We start from the raw sequence: 17,940 nt of genomic DNA, 5'->3' as shown, positions 1-17,940 counted from the left end.
CCCCTGAAAGGCGGGAATTCGAGGGGCGTTGGCTCACGGTGCCCTCACCCGCCTCCGTCCTTCAGAACTCCTCGCGCGGATCTCCATCGTGCGCATGGTATTGCGCGATCGCTCGACGCAACGCCGCATCTCGGCCATAGACATCACGTCGGAAGTGCACCGCGCCGTCCGCCCCCGGAAAGGCGGTGGCATACGAGATGCGCACCGGAATTCCCTGACGCAGAGGTACCACGGTCCGTGTCCCGCTGGCGATCACTGAATCGATGCGTGCCGCGGACCATCCTTCAGGAGCAAGCAGTATTTCGGCCAGTTCACGCGGGCGTGCGACACGAATGCAGCCATGAGAATGCGCACGATCGGGCAGCGCAAAGAGCGCTTTGGCCGGTGTGTCGTGCATGTACACGTTGTGGGCATTCGGGAACATGAAGGCAACCTGGCCGAGCGCATTCCACGGGCCTGGGAGCTGCCGGATGCCGCCGTCAACGCGAATCATGTGATTGCGCACCAGGTAGTCAGGCGTGCGCCGAATGGCGGGTCGAATCTCCGCCCGCTCAATGCTGGGTGGCACGTTCCACCACGGATTCAACACCACGTTGGTCATCGTGTCGATGAACATCGGCGTCTGGTGATTGGTCGCCCCCACCACCACCCGGGAGGTGAAGACCGGCGTGGAATCTTCGAACAGAAAGGCCTGATAGTCGGCCAGATTCACCGCAATCCAACGGCCGGGGGGCGTGGGAGGGAGCCAGCGTATGCGCTCCATTCCCAGGGCCACCTGTTCACGCCGCCTCTGCAACGGAACGGCCAGTTCGCGTCTGGTCGCCGGGCCGAACACGGAGTCGGGTGCCAGCCCGTGACGGGACTGAAAGCGCGCCACCGCTGCGGCGAGGTGGAGATCAAACAAGTCACGAGCGTCCGGCGTGTCGCTCGAAGAGGGGATGGGCAGATCTCCACGTTCCCGGAGGAGGGTCCGGAGTTCCTGCACGCGGACGCCGCGGTCTCCAAGCCGCAGGGTTCCCCCGGTCGCAGGTGCCGACCACCCACCGCTGGCTTGGGCGCGGGTCAGCGAAGCCAGAGCGCGGCGCAGGCTGCGATAGCCAATCGTTTGAGGGGCCAAACTGTCGAGGACGCTGCCGGGAGACGGCGCTGCAACCACACGCGCCAGCACACTGTCGCCGTGAAACGGCCGGGGCACGAAGTGCGCGCTGCGGTGCACGGCCCCCGGGACGGTCAGCCCCCAGCCAACGTCCTGGGCATAGCGGATGATGCTGAGCGACAGGCGCACATCGGCGCGGGCGCGGGCTGCGGGAGTGGCATCGTCGAGCGAAGGCACGGGATAGTGCGGCGCTTCCAGCCCATCGTCGGCGGCCCGTGACAGGCGGTCCTGCACCTCACGCCCACGAGGGGACCACGCACCCCGATCCAGCCAGAGGGGGGCGAACGCCTGATCGGCGTACACGCGCCGCAGTGCCCGAAACAGCGGCCGGTTGGCAGTCGCCCCGTATCGTACCAGCGAGTCCAGAAACAGCTGAACTGCCGGACGCTCCTGGGCAGGCAACGGCGACGGAGACCAGATCGTCCACAGGGACGTGGCCAGCAGCAGGGCGGTCCTCCGCAGAACAACACGCATGGCGCACACGGTGCAGGGAAAATGACGTCTGCAACACCACCATTAAAGATCACGTCACGCTTGCTCTTCCGGCAGGGGGGCACAAGGTTGGGGCATGTCACTCGTCTTCCCATTTGACCCGAATATCGCTCGCGCCGAGACGGTCCCCGCGCGCCTGTACAACGATCCCGTCTATCTCGAACTGGAGATGGAACGGGTCTTCGCTCGCACGTGGCAATTGGTTGGGCGCGTAGATCAGGTAGCCGAGCACGGTCAGTATTTTACGGCCAACGTTGGGCCGAACAGTGTGGTCATTCTGCGCGATGGCGAGCAGTTGCGTGGCTACTACAACGTCTGCCTGCATCGCGCCGGGCCGGTCGCAACCGGATGCGGCAAGCGGAACACGCTGCAGTGCCGGTACCATGGCTGGACGTATTCCCTGGACGGGTCGCTGCGTACCACACCCGGAATGCAGGGGGTGGAGCGGTTCCGTCCTGAGGATATGCGACTGGTGCCTGTAGCCGTGACTACGTGGGGGCCACTTGTCTTCGTGAATCTCGACGGCAAGGCCCCACCGCTCACCGACGTGATGGAAGACATTCCCACCAGGGTGGCCCCGTTCCAGTGTGAGCAGATGCAGTATGTCACGACACGCTCCTGGGATATTGCGTGCAACTGGAAGGTGTACGTGGACAACTACCTCGAAGGGTACCATGTCCCCGTCGTGCATCCGGGATTGCACAAGGAGCTCGACATGGACGCCTATCGCGTGGAGCCGCACCGGTACTTCTCGGTGCAGCACGCACCGCTACGTCCGGTGCACGGCGGCAACAGCAACCGGCTCTATGACCCGTCCAAGACCGCCACGCCAGAGGCGGTGTACGTCTGGATGTTTCCCAACACCATGCTGAACGTGTACCTCGGGCAGATGCAGACCAACGTGGTCATCCCGCTGGGACACGATCGCTGCCGCGTGGTGTTCGATTGGTATGCCATCAACCCGCCGGCCAACGCGGCCATCGATCCGGAGTGGGTGAAGCTGATGGCGTTCAGTGCCGAGGTGCAGGACGAAGACATTGAGATCTGTGAAGTGGTACAGCGTAATCTCCGATCCCGCATTTACGATCGGGGGCGCTACTCGGCGGCCCATGAAAACGGGGTGCATCACTTTCACTCGCTCCTGCACGAGTTCCTCGTCTGATGCGTGTCTTCACTTCTTTCCGTCCAATCATGCGATCGTCAGTCGCTTCTGTCCTTGCTCTGCTGGTGCTCCCAGCGGTAACCGCCGGCGCCCAGGACCGATCGCAATCACGGTCCATGGTGCAATCCACTCAGGGCGTGGTGGCCAGCGAAAGCGTGCTGGCGTCGCAGGTGGGCGCTCAGGTGCTCGAGCGTGGTGGCAATGCCATTGACGCCGCCATTGCCATGAACGCCATGATGGGGCTGGTGGCGCCCATGAACGACGGCATTGGTGGCGACATGTTCGCCATCGTGTACGATGCCAAAAGCAAACAGCTGTACGGAGTGAATGCGTCGGGGTGGGCACCCAAGGCCATGACGCCGGCCTACCTGCGTGGCAAGGGACATACGCGCATGCCTTCGCGCGGTATTGATGCGGCGACCGTACCGGGGGCCGTGAAGGGCTGGGAAGTATTGCGCAACCGGTTTGGGCGCCTCTCCATGGCGGATATTCTGCAGCCGGCAATTCAGTACGCCGAGCAGGGCTTTCCGGTGGGCGAAGTGGTCAGTGTATACTGGTCGGACAGTGAAAAGGCGTTGCGGGCCGATAGCGCCACGGCGCGCACGTATCTGATCAACGGCAAGTTGCCGGCCATTGGTGATGTGTTTCGCAACCCGGATCTCGCGTGGAGCTACAAGCAGATTTCCACCGCCGGTGCAAAGGCGTTTTATCAGGGCGCCATTGCGCAGAAGCTGTTGGCCAGCCAGCGCCAACACGGTGGCGTGATGACCGCCGCCGACTTGGCGGAATTCGAGGCCGAGTGGGTGACGCCAATTTCCACCACGTATCGTGGGTGGACCGTGTACGAACTGCCGCCCAACGGGCAGGGCATTGCGGCGCTGGAGATGCTCAACATCATGGAGCAGTTCCCGCTGGCCAGTATGGGGCACAACACGGTGCCGGCCTTGCACTACATGATCGAGGCGAAGAAGCTGGCGTACCTCGACATGCAGCGGTACAACGGCGACCCGCGCTTTGCCAAGGTGCCGGTGACCGCTCTTCTCTCCAAGGCGTATGCCACTCAGCGGGCCCAGCTCATCAAGGCCACGCGGGCGACCTGTGATTTGTCGTATGGCACGCCCGAGGGGACGGACAATGGCACCACGTATCTGAGCGCAGTGGACAAGGAGGGAAACATGGTCTCCTTCATTCAGAGCAATTACTCCACGGTGGGCTTTGGTGCCGGCCTCGTTGCCGCCGGCACCGGGTTTGTCTGGCACAACCGCGGCGGTGGTTTCACGCTCGACGACCAGAGCCCCAATGTGGTGGCCGGTCGCAAGCGCCCGTTGCACACCATCATTCCCGGCTTCATGGAAAAGGGGGACGAGAAAATTGCCTTTGGCATCATGGGCGGTTGGAATCAGTCGCAGGCCCATGCGCAGTTCGTGTCGAACATCGTGGATTTCGGGTTGAACATTCAGGGCGCCATTGATGCGCCGCGGTTCTCCAAGGAAACCTTTCCGGGGTGCGATGTGAACTTCGAGTCGCGCATTGCGAAGAGCACCCGCGATTCACTGGCCGCCATGGGGCACGAGATTGTCATGCGGGGCGACTATTCCAGCACGCGCATGGGCTCGGGGCAGGCGGTGTATCGCAACTTCACCACCGGTCTCAACGCCGGCGCGAGCGACCCCCGCAAGGACGGCGCGGCAGTGTCGGAGCTGTTACCGGTCACGCGCGTGACGCCTCGGCGGAAGTAGCGGCGCCGAAGATCGGTCGCGTCATGCCCCGCATACTCGCCTACACATCGCCCGCCAAAGGGCATCTGTTTCCACTCACGCCCATTCTGGACGCGTTGGTGGAGCGCGGCCATGAGGTACACCTGCGCACGTTGGCGAGTGAAGTGCCACGCATGAATACGCGCGGTGTGCAGACGGCGGCAATCGATGCGCGCATTGAGGCCTGCGTCATGGGCGACTGGCGGGCCCGCTCTCCACAGCAGGCGCTCTCGTTGGCCGTGCGCACCTTCTGTGACCGGGCGCCTCATGATGCCGCCGATCTGCAGCGGGCCATTGCCGACGTGCGTCCGGATATGGTGGTGGTGGATATCAATTGCTGGGGCGCGATGGCGGCCGCAGAAGCCTGGGGCGGTCCATGGGCCACCTTCAGTCCGTATCCGCTGGCGCTGCGCTCCCGGGATGTACCGCCCTTCGGGCCTGGGTTGCCACCCGCCCGCGGTCCGTTGGGACGTGTGCGTGATGCCCTGTTGCGGCCAGTGGTGGTTGGCGCGGTGTCGCGCATCATCGTGCCGGCGTGTAACACCGTACGCGCGTCAGTTGGCTTGGCACCGTTCAGCAGCCCCGACGACCTCTTTCTGCGCCCCCCGCTGTTGCTGTACATGACGGCCGAACCGTTCGAGTATCCGCGCCACGACTGGCCCGGCAATGTCGTCATGATTGGCCCCTGCGCCTGGGAACCCCCATCGGCGACGCCGGACTGGTTGGCGCAGATCTCACGGCCTATCGTGCTCGTGACCACCAGTTCCGAATACCAGGACGACGGACGATTGGTGGCGGTGGCCCTTGAAGCACTGCGTGACGAACCGGTCCATGTCGTGGCCACGGTGCCGGCGGGCGATCCCATACAGTTCACCGTACCAGCCAACGCGACGGTGGTGCCTTTCGTACCGCACTCGCAACTGCTGCCACGAGCCGTGTGCGCCATTACGCACGGGGGGATGGGCGCCACACAAAAGGCGCTCGCCCACGGCGTGCCGGTGTGCGCGGTCCCGTTTGGGCGCGATCAGTTGGAAGTCGCCCGGCGCGTGGAGATCTGCGGCGCTGGTACACGACTTCCCGCGTCCGCACTGCGACCGGATCGGTTGCGGGCGGCGGTTCGTGAGGCCATGGCACGGAAGGCCGGTGCCATGCGCGTGGCGACGGCGTTTCGTGAGGCCGGCGGCGCACCAGCGGCGGTTAGCGCCATCGAACAGCAACTGCTCACCCGATAGCCCGCCACCCGACGTCGAGTGGCGTGAGCGTTGCCGAAGTCAGCGGCAGATGCCGGTGATCGCCGCGATCACCGGTAAATGGTCCGACGGGAATCGGCCATCCCACATGTCGGGGAGAATGGCGTGCTGTTCTACCGCAACGGAGGGCGAGACCAGGATGTAATCGATGCGCCGATTCGCTTCGATGGCCTTGAAGGCGTTCCACGTGGCCGTGGGGCCGTAGCTGCCGGTGCGGCTGGTGACGAACGCGTCGGCCAGTGGAGCCACGGCGTCCTGGAGCGATTCCGTCGTGAGAATACGATAGGGCGCGTGCGTGGGCTCCGTATTGAGGTCGCCCGTCATGATCACTGGTTTCCCCTTGGCCAGCGTCAGCAGTCGACGGCGAATGAGCCGTGAACTTTCCTGGCGTGCCGCCTCACCAATGTGATCGTAGTGGGTGTTGAGCTGGAGCCATTCGCACCCGGTGCGGCGATCGGCAAAATGCGCCCAGGTGGCCACGCGCTCTATAGCGGTGTCCCATCCCTTGCTGCCGGCAACGTCCGGCGTGGGCGATAACCAGAAGGTGCCGCTGTCCTTGAGCGTCAGGCGATCAGCGCGGTACAGAATGGCACTGAATTCTCCTTTCGTTTTCCCATCCGTACGCCCCACGCCAACGCGCGCAAAACCCGGCAGGCGCGCGTCCAGATCGGTGAGTTGGTGCAACAGCGCTTCCTGCACACCAATCACATCGGCGCCGTGATACCGAATGAGCGACGCCACCCAATCCTTGCGGTTGGGCCAGGCATTCACACCATCGCCGGGATTGTCGTAGCGGATGTTGAAGGTCATGACCCGCAGCGGCGCGGAGTCCTTGGCGTCTGCCGGCGACCCACGCCGTACGAACGGAGTGCAACCGGTGACTGTGGCGGTCGTCAGCAGGAGCGCCCCCAGCGCAACGCGAATTCGAGCATGGTGTCTCATGCGAAGAATCTACGCCGTGAGACGCTCGCGCGGCCGGTAGGTGGAGGCGCGAATGCAGACATCAGCAGACGTGGCGACGCGAATCATCCGCGCGCCCCGCCGTGGTACCGCACCATGCAAATGGCTGACCCCGGACAGGCACTCGTGAATTCAACGGTGGCGGCGATATCGGGTGGTACCTCATCCCGGCCAATCGGTACAAAGCCGAAGCGGGGAAAGTAGTGCTCGGCGGTTGTCGTGAGCAGATAGAGCGCGCGCCGACCGTCAGCATCGGCTCGCTCAACGAGCCTTTGTACGAGCCGGTTGCCCACACCATGGGCTCGCCATTGGGGATGCACCGCGACCGATCGGAGCAGGCCGTGCGCGCCCGTGCCCTCCACACCGGCTACCGCGACCAGCGTATTCCGCTGGTCCGTCGCCACCACAAACTGATCCGGGCTGGCGATGAGGAGTGGTGCCACCCCGTCGGTAGGCAGTGCACAGTCGCGGAGCAGCGCCTCAATGGAGGGCAGATCCTCCTCACGCGCCGTGCGCACCGACAGGGAGAGCGTCTCACTCATCGAACGGCTCACGTGAGAGGTTTGGTGGCGCGTACGAAGGCCGCCATGAACTTCCCATCAAGATGTTCGAGGGCCTCGTTTACCGGAATGCCTGCTCCCTCGAGAAATACGCGGGCGTCTTCGCTGCGATATACCCGGGTGGGTTCAATGCTGGGCGCATCAAACCCCACCTCGCGCAGCAACCCCAGAAACTCCTGCTCCTCCAGCGCACCGGCCACGCACCCGACCCACAGCTCCATGGACTTCCGCATGTCGGCGGGCACCGCACCGCGCACCACCACATCGCTGACCGCGAAACGACCGCCAGGCTTGAGCACACGATACGCCTCGGCAAGCACCGTGCGTTTGTCGCCGCTGAGATTGATCACGCAGTTCGAGATGATGACATCGACTGAGTTGCTGGGCAGGGGGATCTCTTCAATCCGTCCGCGCAGAAACTGCACGTTGTTCACCCCCGCTTCGGCTGCATTTCGCCGCGCGAGTTCCAGCATATCATCGGTCATGTCGAGGCCGATGGCTTTTCCGGTGGGGCCAACGCGCCGGGCTGACAGGAGCACATCAATGCCACCACCGGACCCCAAATCGAGCACCGTCTCGCCGGCGCGCAGTTCGGCCAGTGCCGTGGGATTGCCGCATCCCAGCGAGGCCAGCACGGCATTTGACGGAAGCTCATCCGTCTCGCCGCTCACGTACAGATTGCTGGTGATCGGATCGACGGTCCCGTTGAAAGCACTCCCGCCGCAACAGGACGGCGCGCAGCAACTGGCCGCACCGTCGGCGGAGAGATCGTTGTCGGCAACAGCCAGCACACGCCGCGCCGCTTCCCCGTACCGCGCCTGAACAACTTCCTGAATATTGGACATATTCTCTCCCAGCAAAAAATGTTGATGCGTTTAGGCCAAAAACAGGCGCCGAAGTGCGCCCGGGTTCTGACTCAACGTCGTGTTTCGAACTACCCGCAGCAGCTCCCCAGGACCGCCAGGCGTCGCTTGCCCGCCACCGGGGCTGTCTCGGTCGCTGGCTTCACGCTGGCAAGCACCCGCACCAGATCGTGGGCTTCACCCAGCGCCTCGGCTTCCAGCGTGTAATACGACCAGCGTCCCTCTTTGCGGTCGGACACCAGGCCGGCGTCCTTGAGCACTCGCAAGTGAAACGACAACCGCGATTGCGCAGCCTGCAGCGCCGACTGCAAATCACACACGCATTGCTCGCCGTCACGCAGCAATGCGAGGATCCCCAGGCGGGTTTCGTCGGACAATGCGTGAAAGAGCTCGGCAGCGCGGCCGTGATCCAAAGAAGGGGTAGCAGTCACAAGGGATAAATATATCAAGAAATCTTGATTGTAAAGTGGCCACGCAAAACCCGGAGATGAACTTCTCGCAACGCACACCAACGTCGCGCGGTCGATACGCGGGCCGTATTGTCAACCGACCCCCCATCGAGTTGCCAAGAATGCCAATCCACTACCTGCCCACTGTGCCCCGTCGTCTCGCTCTCGCGGCGGCGGCCTTAGCCTTCGCGGCGGCCTGTGCACCGCGCACCGTGACTGGCCGGTCGGACGCCTCGGCGATCCAGCCCTCCGTCCCCCGGGCGCTCTGGGTCGAAGCGACGGACGCGCTGCTCGCTCCCACCGCCGAGTGGACCAACAAAGTTGAGCTGGCGGATCTCAATGGTGATGGACGGCTTGATCTCCTTTTTGCGAATGGCGGCGATTACTCGACGCCCGGCACGCCGGAGCTCAACCGGGCTTTTTACAACATGGGTCCGGGGAAGCCGTTCGTCGAACGGACCACGGAGGTGTTCGGGACCACGCCGGACATTGCCCGCGTCGTGAAGGCGCGCGATTTCAACGGCGACGGTCGGGTTGATGTCTTTGTCGGGACAACGTATCAGACGCAGAGCCGGCTGTACCTGGCAACCGCTTCCGGAGGATTCGTTGAACGCACCGCGTCTCACCTGCCCGCCGTGTTGCTCAGCGTGGGCGACGCCGAGCCCGGTGACGTGGACGGCGATGGTGACCTCGATCTAGTGCTCGCCGACTGGGGGGCGGGGAACAACATGAGCAATGCGGGCGGCCGGGTACAGCTCTGGCTCAATGACGGCGCGGGGCGCTTCACCGACGTCACCGCCGCGCGTCTTCCCGACGAACTGATTCGCTTTTCGTGGGACCTGGAATTCGTTGACGTGGACAACGACTTCGACCTCGATGTGCTGGTCTCCTGCAAGCGCTGCGGCGGCGGCTCGCTCTATCGCAATGATGGGGCGGGAATGTTCGCCAACGATCCTCGTGCGCTGCCGCAGTACACCAACAACTACGAGTACGAGGCAATGGACCTCGACGGCGACGGCTTCCTCGATCTGGTGACCGTGAACGACGGTGAGATCGTCGGTGGCAACGGCTCCAGCCGTCGGGAGCACGTGCTCCGCAACAACGGGAAAGGCCGCTTCTTCGACATGACCGATAGCTGGTGGCCTGCGAGTGAGAACATCGGTGAGGACGACAACGTCGTGGCGTTCCTTGATGCCGACTCAGACGGCGACGCGGATTTCGTGATCGGCTCGCTGAGCGGACCGGACCGGCTCCTGCTGAACGACGGCAAAGGCCATCTTCGCACCGCCAATCAGGTCTTCGTGGGCGACAGCACCCCGGGCACGCTTGGGCTGGCATTGGGCGACCTGGACGGCGACGGGAGGTTAGATGTTGTGCAGGCGCAGGGCGAAGTGAAGGGCGCCGAGCGTGAGCGAATCTTTCTTGGCCGGGGGCTCTCGCCCGATGGTGCCCCGCCGGTCGTGGGGCCGGTCGCGCAGGCGCCGTCGGCCAACGGTGTCCTTGTTCGCGCGCGTGTCCACGACCGCAAAGGCCCAACGCTGCCCACTGAGTGGAAACGTGTTGAAGTGCGCTGGAGCACCCCCGCCGGCGCGGGCGTGACGCCGCTTGTTTGGTACGGGGAGTATCTCTGGCGTGCACTGGTCCCTGCGAATGCCGGCGGACTCACCGTGTGCGCGGTGGACGCAGCGGGGAACGAGACCTGTCGAGCCGTACCAACCACCGGCTGAGTTCGGCACGGTGAACTTTTCATTATTTGACAGCCGACTGCTAAAGCGCGTATTCCTGACTTATCTCGAGCCGCTGCCGGCCGAGCCCTACCCCCGTTCTGGACGGCGCCCAGCCATGAAGTCCTTTGTCACGCTCGTCGCGTCCTTCGCCACAGCCGTCACAGCCGGTACGGCGGTTGCCACTCCGGCCGCGGCGCAGTCAAACGACGACTTCTTCGAGACCCGGGTGCGACCGGTGCTGGCCAGGCAGTGCGCCGAGTGCCATTCGGAAGCGCGCACGCGCGGCCGCTTGCGGGTCACCTCGCGGGCCGAGCTCCTCGCCGGCGGCAAGTCGGGCCCGGCCATTGTTCCCGGCGACCCAAACGCCAGCCTGCTCATTAAGGCGATCCGGCACGAGATCGCGAAAATGGAGATGCCGCGTGACGCGCCCCCCCTCTCGCCTCGCGAAATCGAAGGGCTGGTGGAGTGGGTAAAAATGGGTGCGCCATGGCCAGAGGCCGCACCCAAAATCGTGCTTGCTGCCTCGGTATCGGGAGAAGCCGAAGGCGGCATGACACCCGGCGCCCGGATCTTCGCTAACAAGGTCCGCCCGGTGCTCGAACAGAAGTGCTTCGCGTGTCATACCAACGAGGAGCGCGGTGGCCTGCGGCTCGACTCGCGCGAGCGCATCCTCAAGGGGGGCGGCCGCGGACCCGCGGTCATTCCGGGAAACCCTGAGCAGAGCCTCATCATTTCGGCGCTGCGGCACGAGCGCGAAGAGCTGCGCATGCCCCGCAATGCCGCCAAGCTGTCAGACGCAGAAATCCAGGGGTTCGTCGAATGGATCCAGGCCGGCGCCGAATGGGCGAAGACCGAAGCACCCATTGCCGTGCCGCGCCGCGCCGCCACCAAGGCGGAGCGCGAATTCTGGTCGTTCAGCCCGCACCCGGTCATCAAGGTCCCCACGCCGAAAAACACCGAGTGGGTCAAGACTGACATCGATCGCTTTGTGCTCGCGCAGCTCGAGCAGCGCGGGCTCACCCCCGCCCGTGCCGCCGACAAGCGCACGCTTATCCGTAGGGCGACCTACGACCTCATCGGGCTCCCGCCCACGAAGAAAGAGGTTGAAGCCTTCCTCGCCGACACGGCCCGCGCCGCCTTTGAAAAGGTGGTGGACCGGTTGCTCGCCTCCGAACACTACGGTGAGAAATGGGGGCGGCACTGGCTCGATGTCACGCGTTACGCCGAGGATGACACCCGCGGTTTGGCGATGGACGGCTCGGGTAGAGAGCGATACCCCATGGCCCATGTCTACCGCGATTGGGTGGTTGACGCCCTCAATGCGGACATGGCGTACGACACCCTCGTCATGGCGCACCTGGCGGCCGACCAGATGCCCGAGAACCGCCGGAAAGATCTGCTCCCGGCCCTCGGCTTCCTCGGTCAGGGTCCCTGGTACTACGACCTTGCTGATCCCCCGGTGGCGCGCGCGGACGAACGCCACGACCGCGTGGACGTAACCACACGCGGCTTCCTCGGGATTACCGTCGGCTGTGCGCGCTGCCACGACCACAAGTACGACCCCATCGGAACGCACGACTACTACGCGTTGGCCGGCGTCTTCAACAACGCCAATTACCACGAGTATCCAATCGCCGACTCGGTTCGCGCCGACAAATACAAGAAAGACAAAGAGTTCATCAAGAAGTTCAACGAGGGCATGGGTGAGTACATGCGCACCGAGTCTGACCAGCTCGCGCGCGTACTCACGCTGCAGGTTTCCAAGTACATGATGGCGGCGTGGCAGGTGACCGGCCGCGAGCAGCTTCCCAAGGAGCGCGCGGCCCTCGAGGCGCGTCTCGACCTGGAGACACTTGAACGGTGGATCGACTTCTTGAACGATCCGCCAAAGCACTACCCGTTCCTGACGGACTGGCAGGCGATGATCGCCGAGCCGGTGGGTACGACTGACGAAGCCAAGGCCGAGGCGAAGAAGAAGGCGCAGAAGCTGGCCGATGCCTTCCAACGGTTGCTCCTCGACGTGACGGCGGAGCAGAAGAAGCTCGAGGAGAAGAACAAGAAGATCATCGCCAAGGGCACACCGCTCGAGGAAGTGAAGTCCATTCCGATGCCCAACGGCTTCGAAAGCTTCTTCGACCAGCACCAGCTTGAGCTCGCGACGATGGATCGGTCGCGGTTCAACCTGTACCTCGACGTCTACGCCTTCGATCTCGACAACGAACTCGACACGTTCTTCCCCAAGCCGGCGCTGCTGCGCTTCAACGGCTGGGGGCTGGAACGTCAATTGAGCCGCGTTGCCGCCGACCACCTCGCCGCCATGCGCGAAGAGGTAAAGCGCCTCGAGAAGGAACTGCCGGACATCCCGTTTGTCATGGGCGTCAAGGACAAGCCAAAGGAGTCCCTCGAAGACATCGCGCTGCACATCCGCGGCAGCCCGCTCAACCTAGGTGAGCGCGTGCCGCGCGGCTTCCCACTCGTGTTGCAGAACGGCACGGCTACGGTCTACAAAGAGGGCAGTGGTCGGCTGCAGCTGGCTCAGGACATCGCCAAGCATCCGCTTGCCGCGCGCGTGATCGTGAACCGCGTGTGGGGCTGGCACATGGGCGCTGGCATCGTGCGCACGCCCAGCAACTTCGGCTTTGCAGGGGCGCGCCCCACCAACCCCGAGTTGCTGGAGTACCTGGCCACACAGTTTGTTGCGAACGGGCGGTCGATCAAGCGGTTGCACAAGGACATCATGCTCTCCTCGGTCTACCAGATGGCCTCGGACCACGATGCCAAGGCGGCGACCATTGATCCCGAGAACCAGAACTTTTGGCGATTCAACCGACAGCGCCTCAGCGCCGAGGGCATTCGTGACGCGCTGTTGGCGGTGTCTGGTGAACTCGCCGACTCCATTGGCGGGCCGTCGCTCGAACTCGACGACGAGAAAAACAATCGCCGTACGCTGTACTCGAGTGTGAGTCGTTTCCAGCCGCACATCTTCCTGCAGACGTTCGACTTCCCGAGCCCGAGCCTGAGCGCCGAGCGGCGATTTGCCACCAACGTGCCGCTGCAAAGCCTGTACTTCATGAACTCGCCGTTCGTGTTGCGACAGGCACAGGCCCTGGTGCGGCGCTTGGCCGACTCGGCGGCGGCGCCTGTCGTGGCAAAAGACTCTGGCACCGCCGGAGCCGCGCCCCCACGCCGGACGGCACTGAAGAAAGCGGCAACCACCGCCGCGGACACGGCTGCCGACGCGGCTGGTCCTCCCCCGCCCAAGCATTTTGACGATCGCGCCATGATCCGTGCGGCCTATCCTTTGCTCTACGGTCGCGACGCGGTCGAAGAGGAGATCGTGCTCGGGCTTGGATTTCTCGCCGAGCAGCGCGCGTCGCTGCTGGCAAGCGAGACAGCGAAGGCCGAGGCTGAGACCAAGAAGGTGCAGAGTTCAACGACCGCTACCGCCAAGGTCGCGGGGGCTGGAGGTGGTGCCGAGCAGGCGAAGAAGGACCTGCTCGCGCGCCGGGTGTCCATGAAGGCGTGGACGCAATACGCACGGGCGCTGTTCAGCGCGGCGGAATTCCGCTTCATCGACTGACACGCGCTTTCAAGGAGCACCATATGGCACACGGGCACGGGACGGGCGGGCATGACGATGGCTGCGGAGTAAACTCGCAGCCGCGCACGCGACGCGAGGCGCTCAGAACGATGGGCGCCGGGTTTGGCATGATGGCGTTCGCGCAGATGGTGGGCGCGTCCATCGCGGAGGCGTCGAGCTCCGTGCTTTCCTCGATGGGCGAGCGGGTGATCAAGCCCGACTTCAAGCCGCGCGCCAAGCACGTGATCTTTCTGTTCATGAATGGGGGCGTGTCGCAGGTGGACACCTTCGACCCCAAGCCTGAGCTGGACAAGTACGACGGGAAGCCCATTCCGAACGCCATCAAGACCGAGCGGAAGACCGGCTCGCTCATGAAGTCGCCGTTCAAGTTTTCGCGCTACGGGAAGTCCGGTCTCGAAGTCAGCGAGCTGTTCCCGGAGGTGGGGTCGATCGCCGACGACATCTGCGTCATCCGGTCGATGCACACGGAGATCCCCAACCACGAGCCGTCGCTGCTCATCATGAACACCGGGCACATCCAGCCCGGGCGGCCATCCATGGGCGCCTGGCTTACCTACGGGCTGGGCACCGAGAACAAGAACCTCCCCGGGTTCGTGGTGCTCTGTCCCGATCAGCCTACCGTGGTGGGGCCGCCACTGTGGAGCAACGGCTTTCTCCCCGCCATGCACCAGGGCACGTTCATCGCCGACAAGGCGCCACGGCTCGAGGAAGAGTTCGACCCCTACGAGCTCATTCCCAACATCCACTCCGACTCCACGTCGCTTACTGACCAGCGCAAGGAAGTGGATCTGGTGGAAAAGTTGAATCGCCTGCGCATGCAGCGCGTGGGGCCGAACGACGAGGAGCTGGAGGGCGCGATCAAGGCCATGGAAACCGCCTATCGCATGCAGACGGAAGCGCCTGACGTCTTCGACATTCGCAAGGAGAGCGAGGCGACGCAGCGTTTGTATGGCCCGGGAAGCACGGCGCGCGGCTGTCTCATGGCGGTGCGGCTCGTGGAGAAAGGGGTGCGCATGGTGCAGGTCTATTACGCCAAGGGTGACCCGTGGGACCACCACGACGACATCAACCGCCACCGCGTGAACGCTAGGCACTCCGACCGGGCTTTCGCCGCCGTGGTGAAAGATCTCAAGTCACGCGGACTGCTGGATGACACGCTGGTGGTGTGTGGCACCGAGTTCGGACGCACGCCGGTGCTGGAGACCGGCGGCGGCGGCGCGGGTGGCCGCGTCACGAACGGGCGCGATCACAATCCGCACGGGTTCAGCATCTGGCTGGCGGGCGGCGGTGTGAAGGGAGGTATGACCTATGGCCGCACCGACGACTTCGGCTTCAAGGTCGCGGAGAACCCCGTGCACATTCACGATCTGCACGCGACCATTTTGCACCTGTTGGGCATCAACCACGAGAAGCTGACGTACAACTACAGCGGTCGCGACTTCCGGCTCACCGACGTGGCCGGCAAGGTGATTCACGATATCATTGCGTGAGGTATCGGTCCCACTCGATTGCGCTCGCAGACCGCTGGAACCCGCCGGGTCCAGCCGCCGTACGGGGTAGTCAATGCTTCCCCCATCGCTATCTGCCGCCGCCGTTGGTCTAGGTGCGCTTCGCGAGAACCCGCTGCGCACCCTCCTGTCGACGTTGGGGGTCATCATCGGGGTCGCCGCTCTCGTCGCCGTCCTCTCGCTCGGCGATGCGATGCAAGCCTTCGTCCGCAGCGAAATCGACCGGGTGACCGATGTGCAATCGGTCACGATCGAACCGCGCACGTTTCGCCTCATTGACGGAAGTTGGGAGCCGGTACGCAATCCCCTTGTGTTGACGTTGGCCGACCTTTCATCTCTGAAACGTGAGACGCCCTCGGCGCAGGCCGCGGTCATGAGTCGAGGTGGATCTGCACGGGTCAGCTGGCCGGGGAGTGGCAAGCAACGGAAAGCGACCATCGCCGCCGTCACCGAAGACATCGCCATTACCGATCGACGTCCACTGGCGGACGGCCGATCATTCACCCCACGCGAGGCACTCGCCAACGCGCCGGTGGTGGTCCTCTCGTGGCGCCTCGCGGAAGAATTGGCTGACGGCCGGCCCGCCACTTCGTTGATCGGCCAGGAGGTACGGGTCGGTCCCCTCCCCCGCGTGGTCATCGGCGTTTTTGCCGCCCGCCAAGGCGAGCGCGGCTACTCGGCACGAATTCCCTACGCGGGGGCGGCAGCGACCCTGGGTAATTCGGCGGTCGCCGGGGCACCGTCAATTGCGCTCAAGGCCCGTTCGGTCGATGCCGTGGCGACGCTGACGAGTGAAATCGAAGACTGGCTCGCACTCCGATTTCAGCGGTGGGAGGATCGCATCGAGATTATCGTCGCTGAGGCCGAACTCGCCGAGATTGCGCGGGCATTTCTCATCATGAAGCTGTTTCTCGGATTGCTGGCGGGAATCTCGATGCTCGTCGGGGGGATCGGCATCATGAATATCATGCTGGCGAGTGTGACCGAGCGCACCCGGGAGATCGGCATTCGGAAGGCGATTGGGGCCAATGTGCGAGATATTCGCGTCCAGTTCCTCACCGAGGCGGTGGCCATCTCCGCCGTGGGGAGTGGGCTCGGCGTTGTGCTTGGACTATCCATCGCCGCCTTGGCGGTGGGCGTGATGCACCTGATGGTGGACGCGGAGGGATTGCAGGTGGTGATTTCGCCGTGGACGCTGGTGATGTCGGCCACGTTGGCGGTGATCATCGGCCTCGTATTCGGCACGTATCCAGCACGTCGGGCGTCGCACCTGAGTCCTATCGACGCGATTCGGCACGAGTAGACAGGCGAATTGCTCTTGGTCCTGCGAACGCTGGCTGGGAAATCCTGGTGGAACCCCAACGACCGGCCATCAGCGCGAGGGATGGTTTCCCGATCCTTGCCTGATGTGCGCCACCGCCCACTGTGAGTGCTCGCGCACGAGTTCATGCTTGTGCTGGCACATCGCCTCCAATACCGCGAGATCTTCTTCGGTGCCAATGTTGCCGAGCACGACGCACGCGTTGCGCTGCAGCATCCACAGCTTGGCGCGTTTGATCGCTGAGCCCCTGAAGGCCGCCGCGTAATTGGCCGGCGACATCATGAGGAGCTCGCGGGCCAGCGCGCGAGCGCCCTCGCGGTCGTACGACTCGGCAAACAGGTCGCGTGGCGCGAACTCGGAAAACATCGCATCGCGCGCGAACTTATGGTTCCACGGACACACATCATTGCAGATGTCGCAACCGTACAGCAGCCCGCCCATCGACTCGCGGAGCGCGCCGGGTATGCTCTGACGGTGCTCAATGGTGAGATAGCTGACGCACCGGTTCGCATCGAGGACCCGCGGGGCCGGCAACGCGCCGGTGGGGCAGGCATCAAGACAGCGGGTACAGGTACCACAGCGGTCGGCCTCAAACGGAACCGACGGCTCAAGGTCGAGCTCCACAAAGAGCGAAGCCAGAAACACAAATGACCCGGCGCGTGGCGTGATGAGCATGGTGTTCTTCCCCATCCATCCAAGTCCGGCGCGCTGCGCCAGGTCGCGCTCCAGCACCGGGCCACTGTCCACGTAGGGGCGTGCGTTCACCGCATGCCCCACCTCCCGTTCCAGCCAGCGGTGCAACTCGCGCAGCCGTTCCCGCAGCCGCTCGTGGTAGTCGTCACCGCGGGCGTAACGAGCCACCGGCCCGGTGGGCGCGGTGCCACCGTACGAAGCGGCCACCACCAGGGCATGGGTGGCCCCGGCATGCGGCAGGCGCGTATCGGCCCGCAGGGTGGCACCGTCGCCGGTCAAATAGGCCATGTCGGCCTGACGCCCCTCGGTCAGCCAGTCGGCGTACGCCGCGTACGTGGCCGGCTCCCCCAAAGCCGCAATCCCGGCGGCGTCAAAGCCCGCGGCATAAGCCTGCGCCAGGAACCGCCGCGACAACGACGGCTGGTCGGTGCCGGCGCTCAT

13 protein-coding genes are annotated in these 17,940 nt (G+C 64.3%); 7 read left to right on the top strand and 6 right to left on the bottom strand.

Annotated features, from left to right (window positions below):
- Window positions 1-61: 61 nt before the first annotated feature.
- On the bottom strand, window positions 62-1,630 hold the full coding sequence (locus GEMMAAP_RS15225; protein ID WP_053333672.1) for a L,D-transpeptidase family protein: 1,569 nt from the start codon (window positions 1,628-1,630) through the stop codon (window positions 62-64).
- A gap of 94 nt (window positions 1,631-1,724) precedes the next feature.
- Here GEMMAAP_RS15225 and GEMMAAP_RS15220 point away from each other — a divergent pair, with 94 nt between their 5' ends.
- The 3 genes from GEMMAAP_RS15220 to GEMMAAP_RS15210 all read left to right on the top strand — a co-directional run bounded on the left by GEMMAAP_RS15220 (window position 1,725) and on the right by GEMMAAP_RS15210 (window position 5,799).
- Window positions 1,725-2,810: an aromatic ring-hydroxylating oxygenase subunit alpha gene (locus tag GEMMAAP_RS15220; protein WP_026848513.1), complete on the top strand. Its 1,086-nt coding sequence runs from the start codon at window positions 1,725-1,727 to the stop codon at window positions 2,808-2,810.
- Between the two features lie 116 nt (window positions 2,811-2,926).
- Window positions 2,927-4,549, top strand: a complete 1,623-nt coding sequence (gene ggt, locus GEMMAAP_RS15215; RefSeq protein WP_202969147.1) for a gamma-glutamyltransferase — start codon at window positions 2,927-2,929, stop codon at window positions 4,547-4,549.
- A 23-nt stretch (window positions 4,550-4,572) separates the two neighbouring features.
- Entirely contained in the window at window positions 4,573-5,799 is a 1,227-nt protein-coding gene (locus GEMMAAP_RS15210; RefSeq protein WP_026848514.1) for a glycosyltransferase, read from the top strand.
- A 39-nt stretch (window positions 5,800-5,838) separates the two neighbouring features.
- Here the strand turns inward: GEMMAAP_RS15210 and GEMMAAP_RS15205 are convergent, their stop codons facing one another.
- The 4 genes from GEMMAAP_RS15205 to GEMMAAP_RS15190 all read right to left on the bottom strand — a co-directional run bounded on the left by GEMMAAP_RS15205 (window position 5,839) and on the right by GEMMAAP_RS15190 (window position 8,631).
- The gene (locus tag GEMMAAP_RS15205) at window positions 5,839-6,759 is read right to left on the bottom strand and encodes an endonuclease/exonuclease/phosphatase family protein (protein ID WP_053333673.1); all 921 of its coding nucleotides are present in this window, start codon (window positions 6,757-6,759) and stop codon (window positions 5,839-5,841) included.
- Between the two features lie 83 nt (window positions 6,760-6,842).
- On the bottom strand, window positions 6,843-7,331 hold the full coding sequence (arsN2, locus tag GEMMAAP_RS15200; protein ID WP_202969146.1) for an arsenic resistance N-acetyltransferase ArsN2: 489 nt from the start codon (window positions 7,329-7,331) through the stop codon (window positions 6,843-6,845).
- The gene (locus tag GEMMAAP_RS15195; RefSeq protein ID WP_026848516.1) at window positions 7,328-8,182 is read right to left on the bottom strand and encodes an arsenite methyltransferase; all 855 of its coding nucleotides are present in this window, start codon (window positions 8,180-8,182) and stop codon (window positions 7,328-7,330) included. Before GEMMAAP_RS15195 ends, arsN2 begins: the two co-directional genes overlap by 4 nt.
- A gap of 89 nt (window positions 8,183-8,271) precedes the next feature.
- Entirely contained in the window at window positions 8,272-8,631 is a 360-nt protein-coding gene (locus GEMMAAP_RS15190) for an ArsR/SmtB family transcription factor (RefSeq protein WP_026848517.1), read from the bottom strand.
- Between the two features lie 164 nt (window positions 8,632-8,795).
- On the opposite strand from GEMMAAP_RS15190, the gene GEMMAAP_RS15185 reads away from it, so the two are divergent.
- The 4 genes from GEMMAAP_RS15185 to GEMMAAP_RS15170 all read left to right on the top strand — a co-directional run bounded on the left by GEMMAAP_RS15185 (window position 8,796) and on the right by GEMMAAP_RS15170 (window position 16,788).
- Window positions 8,796-10,376 carry an FG-GAP repeat domain-containing protein gene (locus GEMMAAP_RS15185; protein ID WP_158514884.1) on the top strand — a complete coding sequence of 527 codons (1,581 nt, stop codon included), beginning with the start codon at window positions 8,796-8,798 and terminating at the stop codon, window positions 10,374-10,376.
- A gap of 115 nt (window positions 10,377-10,491) precedes the next feature.
- The gene (locus tag GEMMAAP_RS15180; protein ID WP_053333675.1) at window positions 10,492-13,956 is read left to right on the top strand and encodes a PSD1 and planctomycete cytochrome C domain-containing protein; all 3,465 of its coding nucleotides are present in this window, start codon (window positions 10,492-10,494) and stop codon (window positions 13,954-13,956) included.
- Window positions 13,957-13,979: 23 nt separating this feature from the next.
- Window positions 13,980-15,467 carry a DUF1501 domain-containing protein gene (locus GEMMAAP_RS15175; protein ID WP_082821375.1) on the top strand — a complete coding sequence of 496 codons (1,488 nt, stop codon included), beginning with the start codon at window positions 13,980-13,982 and terminating at the stop codon, window positions 15,465-15,467.
- A 73-nt stretch (window positions 15,468-15,540) separates the two neighbouring features.
- Window positions 15,541-16,788 (top strand): ABC transporter permease, encoded by a 1,248-nt coding sequence (locus GEMMAAP_RS15170; protein ID WP_075071542.1) that lies wholly within the window; start codon window positions 15,541-15,543, stop codon window positions 16,786-16,788.
- A 69-nt stretch (window positions 16,789-16,857) separates the two neighbouring features.
- On the opposite strand, the gene queG is transcribed toward GEMMAAP_RS15170, so the two are convergent.
- Window positions 16,858-17,940, bottom strand: a complete 1,083-nt coding sequence (gene queG, locus GEMMAAP_RS15165) for a tRNA epoxyqueuosine(34) reductase QueG (RefSeq protein WP_043579427.1) — start codon at window positions 17,938-17,940, stop codon at window positions 16,858-16,860.

Source organism: Gemmatimonas phototrophica, from assembly GCF_000695095.2.
Lineage (GTDB): Bacteria > Gemmatimonadota > Gemmatimonadetes > Gemmatimonadales > Gemmatimonadaceae > Gemmatimonas > Gemmatimonas phototrophica.
Note: the sequence above shows the minus strand (reverse complement) of the source record. Positions and strands in the feature narration are given on the sequence as shown.